The following is a 13,986-nucleotide window of genomic DNA, read 5'->3' on the forward strand; positions in this document are numbered from 1 at the left end:
TCACAAGGAGCTTTCCATGTCTGACACCGCCCGTATCGAGAAAGGCAAGGCCGCCATGCAACGCCTGTTCGGCCGCGCGCCGGACGACGCGGCCCTCGCCAGCGATTTCATGCAGGTCACGGTCGGCAACCTGTTCGGTGATATCTGGAGCCGCCCTGGCCTCGAACTCGCCGAACGCTCGATGATCACCATCGCCGCCCTGACCGTGCTCGGTCGCGAGAACGAATTGAAAACCCATCTGCACGGCGCGCGGAATATCGGCATACCGCGCGAAAAGGTCGAGGAGATGATGCTGCATCTCGCCCATTACGGCGGCTGGCCGACCGGCGTGGCGGGCTTGCGCAAGGTCGCCGAGGTATACGGCAAGGAATAAACCGCCGCGGCGCGCCATGTGTGCGAATGAATTCGCACCTACGGCTTGTGCGCTTCAGGTCGCCGGCTGCGGTTTTCCAAGCGCCGGCACACTGACACCCGCCCGTCCTTCCAGCACCTTCAAGGTCGCGTAGAAATCTTCGCCGCCGAAACCTTGCGTCAGGGCATCGTGATACACACCCGATGCCGCCGCGGTCATCGGCATCTCGACACCGAGATCCTCGGCCGAGGCCAGCGCCACGTCGATGTCCTTGCCGGCGATGGCCAGCGCGAACAGGCCGGCATCGAACTTGCGCGACAGGAACAGGCCGGCGCGGCCGACCACCGAGCCGGCGGAGCTCACTTTCAACACCTCGAGCAGCGTGGCCGGGTCCATGCCGGCCTTGGCGCCCATCACGAAGCCTTCCTGCACCAGCACGCTCGCGGCCAGGAAGATCTGGTTGTTGATGAGCTTGGTGAGCGTGCCGGCGCCGGCCTCGCCGAGATGGAAGATGTTCTCGCCGAAGCAGGCGATGAATTCGCGCACCGCCTCGAAGGCGGCGCGATCGCCGCCCACCATCACCGCCAGCTTGCCGGCCATGGCGCCGGCGCGCCCGCCGGAAACCGGCGCATCGAGATACTGCATGTCGCGCGCGCGCGCCGCCTCGGCAATGCGGCGATTGAGCGCAATGGCATTGGTCGAGAGGTCGACGACGATGGTGCCGGCCCGTGCATGGGCGAGTACGCCGTCGGCGCCGAGCATCACCTGCTCGATATGCCGCGGCCCCGGCAGGGACAGGAAGATGGTCGTACAGTCGGCGGCCAAGGTCGCGACCGAGGCCGCGCGGCGCGCGCCCTTGTCTCCAGCGCCCGCGTGGCCTCGGCATCGAGATCGAACACCGTCAAGCCATGGCCGGCCTCCACCAGTCGCATCGCCATCGGCGCGCCGATGGTGCCCGTGCCTATGAAACCCGTCGCCGCCATGTCGTACTCCCCCGCACTTGCGCCCAATCAACAAAATTTTCTCGCCACCGCGCACCCTGTGAAGCGAGCGCGCCACTGAGTATAACGGCCCGTGGCCAGGCTGGAATTGGCCGGTGGGCGATGCTCTAATTCGAAGGCCCCGGCAGCCGCGCGCGCCGGTCATCGCAACTCTAGTGAGAGTCATGCCCATGGATATTGCGCGTCTCGATCTTTCCGATGGTCAGACTTTCGCACACGGTTTTCCCCACCCGTTCTTCACCTGGCTGCGGGATAACGATCGCTTGTACTGGCACGAGCCGACCGCCGTCACGCCCGATGGCGAAGGCTTCTGGGTGGTGAGCCGCTATGCCGACGTCGACAGCGTGATCATGGACCCGCAGGCCTTCTCGTCCGACAAGGGCGGCACGCGCACCGCCGGCGGCACCACCATCAAGGACGAACTGTCGGCCGGCAAGGTCATGAACCAGACCGACGATCCGCTGCACAAACGCCTGCGCGCGATCGTCAACGAAGGCTTCAGCGTGCGCGCGGTGTCGGCGCTGGAAGGCGAACTGCGGCGCCGCACGCGCGAACTGCTGGCCGGCCTCGAGCGCGGCCAACACATCGATTTCGCGCTGCGCGTGTCGCGCGAGATCCCGACCCAGGCGATCTGCATCGTGCTCGGCGTGCCGGAGGAGGATCGCCTGACGCTCGCCGACTGGATAGATCACGGCATCGCCGCGCCGTCCGATGAAGTCATCGCCGAGGAGTACGTGCGCAAGGTGCGGCGCTATGCGCAGGGTTTGATCGAGGCGAAACGCGCCGCGCCGCAGCCGGACATCTTCTCCACCATCGTGCATGCGCGCTTCGCGGCCGATGGCTCGACGCTGTCGGATCACGAGCTGCGTTCGTTCTTCGGCCTGTTGTTTCCGGCCGGCGCCGAAACCACCACGCGCGCCATCAGCGGTGCGCTGCTGACTTTCATCGAACACCGCGAGCAGTGGGCGCGCCTGCGCGCCGAGCCGGCGCTGATGCGCAGCGCGGTCGAGGAGATCGTGCGCTGGACCACGCCGTCCTGCTACAAGCGCCGCACCGCCACGCGCGACCTCATGTTCGCCGGCAAGCGCATCCGCGAGGGCGACAAGGTGACGTTCTGGGAAATGTCGGCCAATCGCGACGAGCGCGTGTTCGAGCGCCCCTTCGAGTTCGACATCGCGCGCAATCCCAACCGCCATCTCGGCTTCGGCGCCGGCGTGCATTTCTGTCTCGGCTCGTCGCTGGCGCGCCTGGAACTGCGCGTGGTGTTCGAAGAGCTGCTGGCCTCGACGCTCGATTTCGAGCTGGACGGTGAACCGGAGTGGATGCCCAACAATCGATTGGTGGGGCTGAAGTCACTGCCGGTGCGCGTGGTCTAGGCGTCGCCTAGCGCGCGCCAGATTGCCCACCTCGATGCGCGCGGTCTTCGCGGGGCGCCACGACGTCGCCCTCTGCATGCTGCTGGCGGTGACGCTGGTGGCGCTGTTCCATGGCGCGGCGCTGGGCTTCGAGCTCGTGTGGGACGACCTCGCGTGGATCAACGACTTTCATCGCCACACGCTGGCGAGCCTGCTGAAAGACAACTTCACCGCCAACACGCTGGTGTCCTACTACCGGCCGCTGGTCGCCGCGAGCCTGAACCTGCAGCTCGCGCTGAGCCACAGCCCGGTGTTCCTGCATGCGTTCAACCTTGCGCTGCATGCGCTCAACCTCTGCCTGCTGATCCTCATCGCGAGCCCCGCCATGGCGCGCGGCGGGCTGCGCCAGCCGCTCGCGGTCACGGTGCTGGCCGTGCACCCGGTGCTGGTGGAACCGGTGGTGTGGGTGTCGGGGCGCTTCGACCTGATGTTCACGAGCTTCGTGCTGCTCGGCCTTCTCGCCGCGTTGCGGGTACGCTCGACGACGCGGCGCGGACTGGCGGTGGCACTGAGTTTCCTCGCCGCGCTGTGCTGCAAGGAATCGGCCCTGGCCTATGCCGCGGTCGGACCCGTGCTGGTGGCCGTCATCGGCCGCGCAAGACTCGGCGGCGCGTGGCGCGATGCGGGACGGGCCGCGCTCGAGCATGGGCTGGCGCTGGCCACGGCACTGGCCATCTACCTGGCGCTGCGCATCGCGGTGCTCGAACTGCCGCTGGTCAGGGACACGGCGTTCCAGGTACAGGGCACGCCGCAGCCGGGCGCCCACGCGCTGTTGGTGCTGCGCACCTTCGGCACCTACCTGCAGATGAGTGTGCTGCCGCTATGGAATCTCGCCCCCCTGCACGCGCTCGGCGACGAGCCGAATGCCTTTTCCGGCTATGCCGCGGCCGGCGCCGGGGTCCTGTTGCTGGCGCTGGGCGGGCTGCGCTGGCCGGCCTGCCTGCCGTTCACGGTGTGGACGCTGGCGCTGCTGCCGGCCGCCAACCTGGTGCCGTTCCGGCTCGACCTCGTGCAATGCCGCTACCTGTACTTTCCGCTGTTCGCTGCCACGTTGTGCGCGCTGCACCTGCCCGCCGCGCGGCCCGCGCCGCTGCGCGGCCGGCGCCTCGTGCATGCGCTGCTGGCCATGTGGCTGGTGGCGTTGGCGGCCACCAATCTCAGCATCGTGCGCCTGTGGCGGGACGGCGTGGCGCTGTTCTCATGGGTGGTGTCCATGCGTCCCGAATCGCGCTTCGCGCTCGAAAACCTGGCGCTGGCCCAGCACGCGGCGGGGATGAATCGCGAAGCGGTCGCCACCGAGCGTCGCATCGCGCCGGCCGCGCGCAGCTTTCAAGGCTGGCTGCTGTTGGCGCGCGCGAGTCGCGATGAAGGTGAACTCGAAGCGGCGCGCGAGTATTTCGAGCGCGCGCGGCGCACACCGGCCTACGACGATGCCATGCAGGTCAGCGCGCTCTACGAACTGGCGCTGCTGTATCGACAGTTGGGCAATGACACCGACAGCGCCGCGACGGCGAGCGAAGCCGAAGCGCTGGCCGCGCGTGCACGGGTCAGTGCGCGGCTGCGCGAATATTATCGTCGCGCCTTGCGTGACATGACGGCGCGCCCATGATTGGCCCGCGGCATATCGTGTAGGCGCGAATGTGCGATTGAAATCGCACCTACAGTTCGATCTCGGCCTCCCCTTTCGGGAAGATGTGAACCAGCACGATGCGTGGGCCGCTCATCTTGCGCACCACCACGTCGAAGTGCGGAAACTCGACGCGCTGCCCTTCGCTCGGCAGGTCGCCGAGGGTCTGCAGGATGAGTCCGCCGATCGAATCGAACTCGTCCTCGTCGATATCGATGCCCAGCGCACGTTCGACGGTCACTATCGGCAGGCTGCCCTTGCCTATCAGCGAACCATCGTCGAGCTTGCTCCATTCATTGCGCGTGCGGCGGAACTCGTCGCGGATCTCGCCGACCAGCGCGCCCAGCAGGTTGTCGAGCGTGACGAAGCCCAGCGGCGGCTGCCCCTCGTAGGCGACCACGGCGAAATGCGGGTTGCCTTCGCGAAAGCGACGAAACAGCTCGGTGGCCGACAGCGTCGGCGTCACGTTCAGCACCGGGCGCACCAGTGCATCGAGATTGGCCAGCGGCTCGCCGCTGCGCATGGCGATGAAGACATCCTTGAGGTGGATGACGCCCAGCACCCGGCCATCGGCATCGAGATAGGGATAGCGCGTGTAGCGGAAGTTCGCCACGCGCTCGAGGTTCTCGGCCACCGTTTCCTTGCGCGAGAGAGTGGCGGCATCCTGGAACGGCCGCATCAGGTCGGCCACCTCCAGGTCGCGAAAGTCGAGCGCATGGGCCAGCACCCGCCATTCGTCGCTGGTCGACTTGTCGTCGGCGCGCGAGGAACGCAGGATGAGCTTGAGCTCCTCGGCCGAGTAATGACTGTCGTGGCCGTCGGCGCTGTCGAGACCCATGGCCTTGAGGATCCAGTTCGAGCTGTGGTTCAACAGCCAGATGATCGGATACATGAGCCAGTAGAAGCCGTATAGCGGTGTCGCGGTCCAGATGCCGACCGCGTCGCTCTGGCGGATGGCCATCGACTTCGGCGCCAGTTCGCCGACCACGATGTGCAGGTAGGAGATCACGAAGAACGCGACGAAAAAAGAAATGGCACTGACCATCTTGTGGCTGAGAATGCCGATGGAGGCCAGCGCCGGCTCGAGCAGGCGCGCCACCGCCGGCTCGCCGATCCAGCCGAGTCCCAGGGACGCCAGGGTGATGCCGAGCTGGCAGGCCGACAGGTAGGCATCGAGGTTGCGATGCACGCGCGCCAGCATGCGCCCGCGCCAGCCGTAGGTCTTGGCAATCGCCTTGACGCGCGTCTGGCGCAGCTTGACCAGGCCGAATTCGGCGGCGACAAAAAAGCCGTTCAGCAGCACCAGCACGAGCGCCAGCGCCAGCAGCAAGGCACTATTTCCCATCGTTCATCGGATCCGTGGCCAGCAGGCGCGCGGGACGGCGCCGGTTTGTCGTCAAGGGATGGCAGGATACGGCAATGCCGCGCGGGCGCGTAGCGGCTGCGCGAAGGTCGAGGCGGCGCGCTTGTCGCGACTCACTCGCCGGACGCCAGCTGACGCTGCTGATTGATCCAGTGCGAAAGCTTGCTTTCCAGGATCGGCATGGGCAGCGGCCCGTCGCGCAACACCTCGGCATGGAAGTCGCGCACATCGAAGGCGGCACCCAGGGCGCGTTCGGCGCGCGCGCGCAGCGCCGAAATGCGGAGCTGTCCGATCTTGTAACTGAGCGCCTGGCCGGGCCACGCGATGTAGCGCTCGACCTCGGCCTCAATCTCGCTGTCGGACAGTGACGAGTTGCCGCGCATGAAGCTCATCGCCTCCTCGCGACTCCAATGCCGCGCATGCAGGCCGGTATCCACCACCAGGCGCATGGCGCGCAGCATCTCGTCATTGAGATGCCCGTAGTGCTGCATGGGATCGCCGTACAGGCCGAGCTCGTGGCCCAGCGACTCGGCGTACAAGGCCCAGCCTTCGACAAAGGCCTTGGAATTCGAGAAGCGCTGGAAGCGCGGCAGCGCGTCCTGCTCCTGCTGCAGGGCGAACTGGTAGTGATGGCCGGGCGCCGCCTCGTGCAGGGCCAGGGTCGCCATGCCATACAGCGGCTGGCCGCGCGCGTGATGGGTATTGACGTAGAAGATGCCGGGCCGCGTGCCATCCGCCGACGGCGGTTGGTAGGAAGCGCCCGCCGCGCTGGCGGCGCGGAACGCTTCCACCGGGCGGATCTCATAGTCGGCGCGCGGCATGGCGTGGAACAGCCGCGGCAGCGCGGCGTTGATGCGCGCCTTGAGCGCGGTGAAACCGGCGATGAGATCTTCGCCGCGGCGCGCCTGGAAGCGCGGGTCGTGCTGAACGTGGCGCTGGAAGTCGGCGAGGTCGCCCTTGAAATCGAGTTCGTCCATCACACCGATGATTTCGCCGCGGATGCGCGCCATCTCGGCCCGCCCCAGCGCATGGATCTCATCGGCCGTCATGTCAGTGCTGGTGTGCTTGCGGATCTGGTGGCGATACCAGGCCTCGCCATCGGGCAAAGCCCACAGCCCAACGCTGTCGCGCGTCATGGGCAGGTAATCGCGCTCGATGAAACTCGCGAGCCGGCGATAGGCCGGCCGGATCACGTGCGTGATGGCATCGCGATAGGCGACGCTGAGCCGGTGGCGCTCGGCCGCGGAGAAACTCGCCGGCATGTTCGCGACCGGCTGCCAGAACAGGCTGTGCTCGGCCGACGGGCGCGCGATGTCGCGCAGTTGTGGCACCACCCGCTCCATCAAGATGCGCGGATTGACGATGCCGCGTGCCATGCCCTCGCGCATGGCGAGGATGGCGTCGTCCACCCACGCGGCAAAGCCGTCGGCGCGGCGCAGGAAAGCCTCGTAGTCGGCCACGGTGTCGAAGGGCTGGGCGCTGGTGCCCGAACCGAGCTGGGCGAAGGTGCTGGCCAGGCTGCCCATCTGGTCGATGGGCAGCAGGCGATCGGGAAACGACAGGCGTTGCAAGGCCAGCTCGCGATCGCTGACGAACACCGCGTAGCTCAAGCGCTGGCTGGCGGTGAGCCCGCGCGTATCGACGGCCCGCGCGCGCGCGAGAAAATCCTGCTGCTCGCGGCGCGCACTGTCCGCAAAGGCGGGCGTGGCGGGATTCTCCAGTCGGTCGTCGTAGCGATGATCGCCGTTGAAGGTCGCGGTGCTGGGATAGCGCCGCTGGCGCGCTTCGAAATATTCATCGTAGAGGGTGGCGAGGGTAGCCGCGGCCGGTGCGTCGGCCGCCGCACCGGCGGCGGGGGTTTCGGCCATGCACGCCACCGCCCACGCGAGCACGATGGCCGCCAACAGGCGCGGTAGCAGAACTCTCACGATGCGATGGCGCGCCGCGCGCGCGCGCGCCTTCGCGCATGGCGTTTCGAAAGTCCGGCGGGCGTCAGCGGCTGACATGGTAGGTAAACCCGTTGCAGGGAGTGTGCCAGTGCCGACGTACTCTAAGCAGCGCCACGCGGCACCGCAAGGTAAGCGCGTCCTCCCCCTTAGGTGGTAGGGAGCGGCGCCGGCCCGCGGCTGAAATGCCGGCGGCCGGCCTCGAACAGGTCTCGATTCAAGAATGAAAAGCATCGGCCGCAGTGGTTTTTCCCGGGCCGCCTCTGTATGTTGGCCGGGCTTTTTCAATACCAAGATTATTGAGGCCGACCGTGACCGACGAAGAAGACCGCACCCGCGTGGTTTCGCCCAATACCATTCCCGTCAATCGCGACGTTGCCTCCGGCGACGAGGACGACGACCGTACCGCCGTGATGAGCGCGGCGGCGCGGGCCCAGGCACTGGACGCCGCGGCATTGGCTCGCGCGCCGCTGGATTTCGATCTCAGCGGCGGCGCCGACGACGCGCCGAGCGCGGCCGGCACGCTGGATTTCGATCTCACCGGCGGTGAGGAAACGGCGGGCAACGACGTGCATGGCGCGCTCGACATCGACCTCGGCAGCGGCGCCGTGTCGCTGCCGGAAGTGGGCAGCGCCGCCGCGGCGCCCGCGCCGGAAAGCGCGGCCAAGCCCGCCGTCACCGCACCCACGCCCGCGCCGGCCGCGGCCAGCGGCGGCATGGGCAAGTGGATTGCGATCTCCGCGCTGGTGATCGCCGCAGTCGTCGTCGCACTGACGACCCTGCGTAAATAATCCTGCCCCGCGTCGCGGCGCCGAGCTTCAGGCCTCGGTGTCGCGGAGCGTCATCGTCACCCGCACCACGCCCGGCTCGTGGCCGTCCTTCGCTTCCTTGAATCCGCATTCACGGCACAGGTTCAGCATGCGGTGATTGTCCGCCAGCACCTCGCCATATAGTTCGCGCACGCCGCGCTTGCGCGCGTAATCGATGATGCGATGCATGAGGTGCTTGCCGAGGCCACGCCCCGCCATGCGCTGCTCGACGATGATGGCAAACTCAGCGTGCTCGCGATCGGGATCTTCGATCGAGCGCACCACGCCGAAGATCTCGGTGGCGCCGGCAATGCCCGGCACCGTCAGCACCAGCGCCATCTGGCGGTCATAGTCAATTTGACTGAAACGCGCGGCGGTGACGTGGTCCATGAGTTTCATCGGCACGAAGAAACGGAAACGCACTTCCTCGGGACTCAAGCGCGCAAAGGTCGCGGTGAGCGCCACTTCGTCCTCGGGCAGGATGGGACGCAACAGCAACAGCTGGCCATCATCGCTGCTGATGATCTCTTCGAGGTCCTTGGGGTAAGGCCGGATGGCGAGACGGCTGCTGCCGGGCTTGACGTCGCGCCGCAGGCGAATGCGCGCGTCGAGCGCCAGCACGCCATCGGCGTCGGCCAGCAGCGGATTGATGTCGAGCTCCGCGACCTGCGGCAGGTCGATGACGAGTTGCGACAACCGCACCAGGGTCACGGCGATCGCCTCGAGGTCGGCGGCCGGCACCTGTCGATAACCGGCCAGCAGTTTCGCCACGCGTGTGCGTGCGATGACATCGTGCGCGAGTTTCAGATTGAGCGGCGGCAGGCTGAGCGCGCGATCGTTCACCACTTCCACCGCCACGCCGCCGGCGCCGAACAGGATCACCGGCCCGAATTCGCGATCGTCGAGCACGCCCGCGATCAGTTCGCGCGCGAGCGGCCGCTTGATCATGGCCTGCACCGCGTAGCCCTCGATGTGCGCGTCCGGACGCGCACCGCGCACGCGCGCGGTCATGGCCTCGGTGGCCGCCAGCACCTCGTCGGCCGCGAGGTCGAGCAACACGCCGCCGACGTCGGACTTATGGGTGATGTCACGGCTGACTATCTTTACCGCCACGCGGCCGCCGCCGGCGGCGACCAGCGTCGCCGCGTAGTCGGCGGCCTCGCGCGGCGTGGCCGCCACGCGGGTTGCAACCGTGGCGATGCCGAAGCAGGCGAGTATCGCTTTCGCTTCGAATTCCGACAGCCATTCACGCCCTTCGGCCAGCGCGGTGGCAATGATGGCGCGCGCGCTGCCGAGCTCGGGCGTGAAATCGGCGGGCATGGACGGCGGCGTTTCCAGCAGCGCCGCCTGGTTGCGCCGGTAGTCGACCATCTGCATGAAACCGCGCACCGCGTCCTCGGGCGCGTCGTAGGTTGGCACGCCGGCGCCGCGAAAGCGTTCACGTGCCACCGCCGCGCCGATGCCGCCCACCCAGCTGGTGAATAGTGCGTGGCGGTTCGGGGTGTCGAGCGCCGCGAGCACCGCCGCCGCGGCGGCGTCGGGCGAGGTCACGGCGGTCGGGCAATTGAGGATCAGGAGCGCGTCGATCTCGGGCGCGCCCAGCACCGCCTTGACCGCGGCGGTGTAACGCTCGGCGCTGGCGTCACCGATGATGTCGATGGGATTGGCGCGCGACCAGGTGGCCGGCAGCACGGCGTCGAGCCTGGCCAGGGTCTCGGCCGACAGGCTGGCGAGCGTGCCGCCCGCATCCATCAAGGCATCGGTCGCCATCACGCCCACGCCGCCGCCGTTGGTGAGGATGGCGAGACGTTCGCCGCGCGGCGCCCGCGCCAGCGCCAGGGTCTCGACCGCGTCGAACAGTTCTTCCAGCGTCAGCACGCGCAGCATGCCGGCGCGCCGGAAGGCCGCGTCGTAGACCGCGTCGACGCCGGCCAGCGCGCCGGTGTGCGAAGCCGCGGCCTGGGCGGCGGCGGCATGACGGCCGGCCTTGACCACGATCACGGGCTTGGTGCGCGCCGCCGCGCGCGCGGCCGACATGAACTTGCGCGCATGCGTCACGCCTTCGATGTACAGGAGGATGGCGCGCGTGTCGGCGTCGTTGGCGAGATAGTCGAGCATGTCACCGAAGTCGACATCGGCCATGTCGCCGAGCGACGCGAGCAGCGAGAAGCCGATGTTGCGCGGCGCCGCCCAGTCCAGCACCGAGGTCAGTATCGCGCCCGACTGCGCGACGAAGGCGAGGCGGCCCGCGCGCGGCTGCAATTGCGCGAAGCTCGCGTTCAAACCGTGGCCGGGCGCGAGGATGCCGAGGCAGTTGGGTCCGATCACGCGCAGCAGGGCCGGCCGCGCCGCCGCCAGCAAGGCCTGGCGCAAGCGCCCGCCGGGCGCATCCGCCGCGCCGGAAAAGCCCGCCGCGATCACCACCGCCGCGCGCGTGCCGCGCGCCGCGAGTTCGGCCAGCACCTTGACGGCGGCCTCGGCCGGCGTGCAGATGACGGCGAGCTCCGGGGTCTGCGGCAGGCTCGCGACATCGGCATGCACCGGCCGTCCGAACAATTCGCGGCGTGCCGGGTTGACCAGCATCACCGGTCCGGCGAAACCCGCATCGAGGATGTTGCGCGTCACCACCTGGCCGATGGCGCCGCCGCGTTCGCTGGCGCCGATGATGGCGATGGACGACGGTTTGAACAGGCTGTCGAGATTGCGAATGCTCATGGCGTCAGTATGCCGCCATCGCCGCGCCTTGGCGCGAGGGACGACGGCGGGTCGTCCCTCGGCGCGCAGCCATCAGCGGCGGAAGATACCGACCAGGCTGCTCTTGGCCAGCGTGTGGAAGTTGAGATAGAAGCCGACGATCGCCGCCGAGGTGTCGGCGGTCACCGGCAAGGCCTTCAGATCGACCGCGTGCACGGTGAAGATGTAGCGATGGAAGTTGTCGCCCTGCGGCGCGCACGGGCCGCCGTATCCGGGCTTGCCGAAATCGGTGCGCACTTCCAGCGCGCCGGCCGGCATCAGGCCCTTGGACGGGTCGCCGGCGCCGAGCGCCAGGCTGCTGACATTGGCCGGGATGTTCGCCACCACCCAATGCCAGAAACCGCTGCCGGTCGGCGCATCAGGATCGAAGCAGGTCAGCGCGAAACTCTCGGTGCCGGCCGGCGCGCCGCTCCACGACAGCTGCGGCGACTGGTTGTTGCCGGCGCAACCGAAACCATAGTCCTCCGACAGCACGTGCAAGGGGCCGAGCAGATCGCCTTCTTTGAAACTTTCACTGGTAAGCACAAGGGCCATGATGTTCTCCTTGGGTTGATGAAGTTCTGTAGGTGCGAATTCATTTGCGCATTCATACCGGCCTAACGCCGGGCCTGCAATGTGCCGAATGAATCCGGCACCGTCTGACACCTCGGGCGCGACGAGCCATCAATGTTCGCTGGCGCCACTCGCGCCGAGCCCGGTCACCGCGCGCACGTATTGATGATCGAAGCGCCGCGCCTCGGCCGCCGCGCGCGCGCTTCTATCGGTCAGCGACACCAGCACGGTCATGGTCACACAGGCGACGAGCGCGAACAGCGCCGGGTATTTATACGGGAACAGCGGCGCCGCGTGATGCAGGATGTCGACCCACACCGTCGGCCCGAACACCACGCAGGCCGAGGCCGTCACCAGGCCGAAACCGCCGCCCACCACCGCGCCGCGCGTGGTGAGTCCGCGCCAGTAGAGCGACAGGAACAGGATCGGGAAATTGACGCTGGCTGCGACCGCGAACGCCAGCAGCACCATGTAGGCGACGTTCTGTCCTTCGAAGGCGATACCCAGCACCACCGCCACCACGCCCAGCACGATGGCCGACAGGCGCGAGATACCGACCACTTCGCTCTCGGTGGCGCGGCCACTGCGCAGCACGCTGGCGTACAGATCGTGGGCGATGGCCGAGGCGCCGGACAAGGTCAGACCCGACACCACCGCCAGGATGGTGGCGAAGGCCACCGCCGAAATGAAGCCCAGGAACAGGTCACCCGCCACCACGTGGGACAGGTGGATGGCCGCCATGTTGTCACCGCCGCGCAGGCCGCCGGCCGGGTTTAGGAACTGCGGGTCGCGCGCCACCAGCGCGATGGCGCCGAAGCCGAGGATCACGATCAGGAGATAGAAGTAGCCGATGAGGCCGGTGGCAACAAACACCGAATGCCGCGCCGCGCGCGCATCAGGCACGGTGAAGAAACGCATGAGGATATGCGGCAGTCCGGCGGTACCGAACACCAGCGCCGTGCCCAGCGACAGCGCCGACACCGGGTCGGACACCAGCCCGCCCGGCGCCATGATCGCGCTGCCGTTCTGGTGCACATCGACGGCGGCATGAAACAGCGCTTCAAAGGAGAAATCGAATTCGGCCATCACCAGCAATGACAACACCGTCGAGCCGAACAACAGCAGCACCGCCTTGGTGATCTGCACCCAGGTGGTGGCGATCATGCCGCCGAAGGTCACGTAGAAAATCATCAGCGCACCGACCGTCAACACCGCGCCGGTGTAAGGCAGACCGAACAGCACCTGGATGAGCGTGCCGGCGCCGACCATCTGGCCAATGAGGTACATGCTGATCACGACCAGCGTCGAGCACGCCGACAGGGTGCGCATGGGTCCTGGCTGCAGGCGAAAGCTGACCGCGTCGGCGAAGGTGTAGCGGCCGAGATTGCGCAGCCGCTCCGACAAGAGGAACAACAGCAAGGGCCAACCCGCGAGACCGCCGATGCCCCAGATGAGGCCGTCGAAGCCGCCGCTGTAGATGAGGCCCGACACGCCAAGAAACGACGCCGCCGACATGAAATCGCCGGCGATGGCGAAGCCGTTCTGGGTGCCGCTGATGCTGGCGCCGGCCGCGTAGTAATCGGCGGCGGTGCGCGTGCGGCGCGCCGCCCACCAGGTGATGCCGAGGGTCACGGCCACGAACACCAGGAACATGGCGATGGCCGGCACGTTGAGCGGACCGCGCTCGGCCGCGGCGCCCGCGCCACCGACCGCCAGCGCGCCCTCGGCCAGCGTCAGGGTAAGAACAGCGGTGACGGCGCGCAGGATGGCCATCGCGTCACGCCTGTTCGTGGCAGCGCGCGATGATGCGCGCCATGTCGCGGTCGAATTCACCGTTGGCGCGTCGCACGAACAGGCCGGTCAGGATGAAGCCGAACACGATGGTGGCCGAGCCCAGCGGCACGCCACGCGAAATCACGCTGCCGTCCGCCATCGGCAAGGCCAGCCAGTGCGGCGCGAACGCCACGAGCAGGATGAAAACCAGGAAGCCGGCGAACACCAGCGCCGACAACAGCCACGCGAAGCGCTGACGACGGCGTTGCAAGGCCTGGAATTCCGCGTCGGCGAAAATCCGCGCGTAGAGATGATCCATGGAGTCTCCGCGGCCCGTGCGCATCGCGTGCGTGCCGGTGATGGACAGGCTGAAGGGGGAACCGACGGCGCGGCG

The 13,986-nt window shown here is 67.8% G+C and carries 11 protein-coding genes; 4 read left to right on the plus strand and 7 right to left on the minus strand.

The genetic code is table 11. The features are described 5' to 3' along the window. Positions 1-16: 16 nt before the first annotated feature. Entirely contained in the window at positions 17-373 is a 357-nt protein-coding gene (locus IPM80_10390) for a carboxymuconolactone decarboxylase family protein (protein MBK8958820.1), read from the plus strand. 54 nt (positions 374-427) lie between these two features. On the opposite strand, the gene IPM80_10395 is transcribed toward IPM80_10390, so the two are convergent. Next, on the minus strand, positions 428-1,177 hold the full coding sequence (locus IPM80_10395) for an NAD(P)-dependent oxidoreductase (protein MBK8958821.1): 750 nt from the start codon (positions 1,175-1,177) through the stop codon (positions 428-430). 346 nt (positions 1,178-1,523) lie between these two features. Here IPM80_10395 and IPM80_10400 point away from each other — a divergent pair, with 346 nt between their 5' ends. Further along, entirely contained in the window at positions 1,524-2,729 is a 1,206-nt protein-coding gene (locus tag IPM80_10400; GenBank protein ID MBK8958822.1) for a cytochrome P450, read from the plus strand. A gap of 34 nt (positions 2,730-2,763) precedes the next feature. Next, positions 2,764-4,377, plus strand: coding sequence for a hypothetical protein (locus IPM80_10405; GenBank protein MBK8958823.1), 1,614 nt, complete (start codon positions 2,764-2,766; stop codon positions 4,375-4,377). Positions 4,378-4,426: 49 nt separating this feature from the next. Here the strand turns inward: IPM80_10405 and IPM80_10410 are convergent, their stop codons facing one another. Then, positions 4,427-5,740, minus strand: a complete 1,314-nt coding sequence (locus tag IPM80_10410; protein MBK8958824.1) for an HlyC/CorC family transporter — start codon at positions 5,738-5,740, stop codon at positions 4,427-4,429. Positions 5,741-5,871: 131 nt separating this feature from the next. Beyond that, positions 5,872-7,686: a DUF885 domain-containing protein gene (locus tag IPM80_10415; GenBank protein ID MBK8958825.1), complete on the minus strand. Its 1,815-nt coding sequence runs from the start codon at positions 7,684-7,686 to the stop codon at positions 5,872-5,874. A 329-nt stretch (positions 7,687-8,015) separates the two neighbouring features. On the opposite strand from IPM80_10415, the gene IPM80_10420 reads away from it, so the two are divergent. Further along, the gene (locus tag IPM80_10420) at positions 8,016-8,495 is read left to right on the plus strand and encodes a hypothetical protein (protein ID MBK8958826.1); all 480 of its coding nucleotides are present in this window, start codon (positions 8,016-8,018) and stop codon (positions 8,493-8,495) included. Between the two features lie 27 nt (positions 8,496-8,522). Here the strand turns inward: IPM80_10420 and IPM80_10425 are convergent, their stop codons facing one another. The 4 genes from IPM80_10425 to IPM80_10440 all read right to left on the minus strand — a co-directional run bounded on the left by IPM80_10425 (position 8,523) and on the right by IPM80_10440 (position 13,911). Further along, complete coding sequence (locus IPM80_10425) at positions 8,523-11,228, minus strand: bifunctional acetate--CoA ligase family protein/GNAT family N-acetyltransferase (protein MBK8958827.1); 2,706 nt, start codon at positions 11,226-11,228, stop codon at positions 8,523-8,525. A 72-nt stretch (positions 11,229-11,300) separates the two neighbouring features. Beyond that, on the minus strand, positions 11,301-11,801 hold the full coding sequence (locus IPM80_10430) for a YbhB/YbcL family Raf kinase inhibitor-like protein (protein MBK8958828.1): 501 nt from the start codon (positions 11,799-11,801) through the stop codon (positions 11,301-11,303). A 129-nt stretch (positions 11,802-11,930) separates the two neighbouring features. Further along, entirely contained in the window at positions 11,931-13,592 is a 1,662-nt protein-coding gene (actP, locus tag IPM80_10435) for a cation/acetate symporter ActP (GenBank protein ID MBK8958829.1), read from the minus strand. Between the two features lie 4 nt (positions 13,593-13,596). Then, positions 13,597-13,911 carry a DUF485 domain-containing protein gene (locus IPM80_10440; GenBank protein MBK8958830.1) on the minus strand — a complete coding sequence of 105 codons (315 nt, stop codon included), beginning with the start codon at positions 13,909-13,911 and terminating at the stop codon, positions 13,597-13,599. Between the last annotated feature and the right edge of the window lie 75 nt (positions 13,912-13,986).

Source organism: Pseudomonadota bacterium, from assembly GCA_016719885.1.
In the GTDB taxonomy this organism is placed as follows: Bacteria; Pseudomonadota; Gammaproteobacteria.

Coding starts and splice junctions, on each gene's coding strand:
- IPM80_10410 (MBK8958824.1), bottom strand. CDS start 5,740: ATGGGAAATAGTGCCTTGCTGCTGGCGCTGGCGCTCGTGCTGGTGCTG.
- IPM80_10405 (MBK8958823.1), top strand. CDS start 2,764: ATGCGCGCGGTCTTCGCGGGGCGCCACGACGTCGCCCTCTGCATGCTG.
- IPM80_10425 (MBK8958827.1), bottom strand. CDS start 11,228: ATGAGCATTCGCAATCTCGACAGCCTGTTCAAACCGTCGTCCATCGCC.
- actP (MBK8958829.1), bottom strand. CDS start 13,592: ATGGCCATCCTGCGCGCCGTCACCGCTGTTCTTACCCTGACGCTGGCC.
- IPM80_10430 (MBK8958828.1), bottom strand. CDS start 11,801: ATGGCCCTTGTGCTTACCAGTGAAAGTTTCAAAGAAGGCGATCTGCTC.
- IPM80_10440 (MBK8958830.1), bottom strand. CDS start 13,911: ATGGATCATCTCTACGCGCGGATTTTCGCCGACGCGGAATTCCAGGCC.
- IPM80_10400 (MBK8958822.1), top strand. CDS start 1,524: ATGGATATTGCGCGTCTCGATCTTTCCGATGGTCAGACTTTCGCACAC.
- IPM80_10390 (MBK8958820.1), top strand. CDS start 17: ATGTCTGACACCGCCCGTATCGAGAAAGGCAAGGCCGCCATGCAACGC.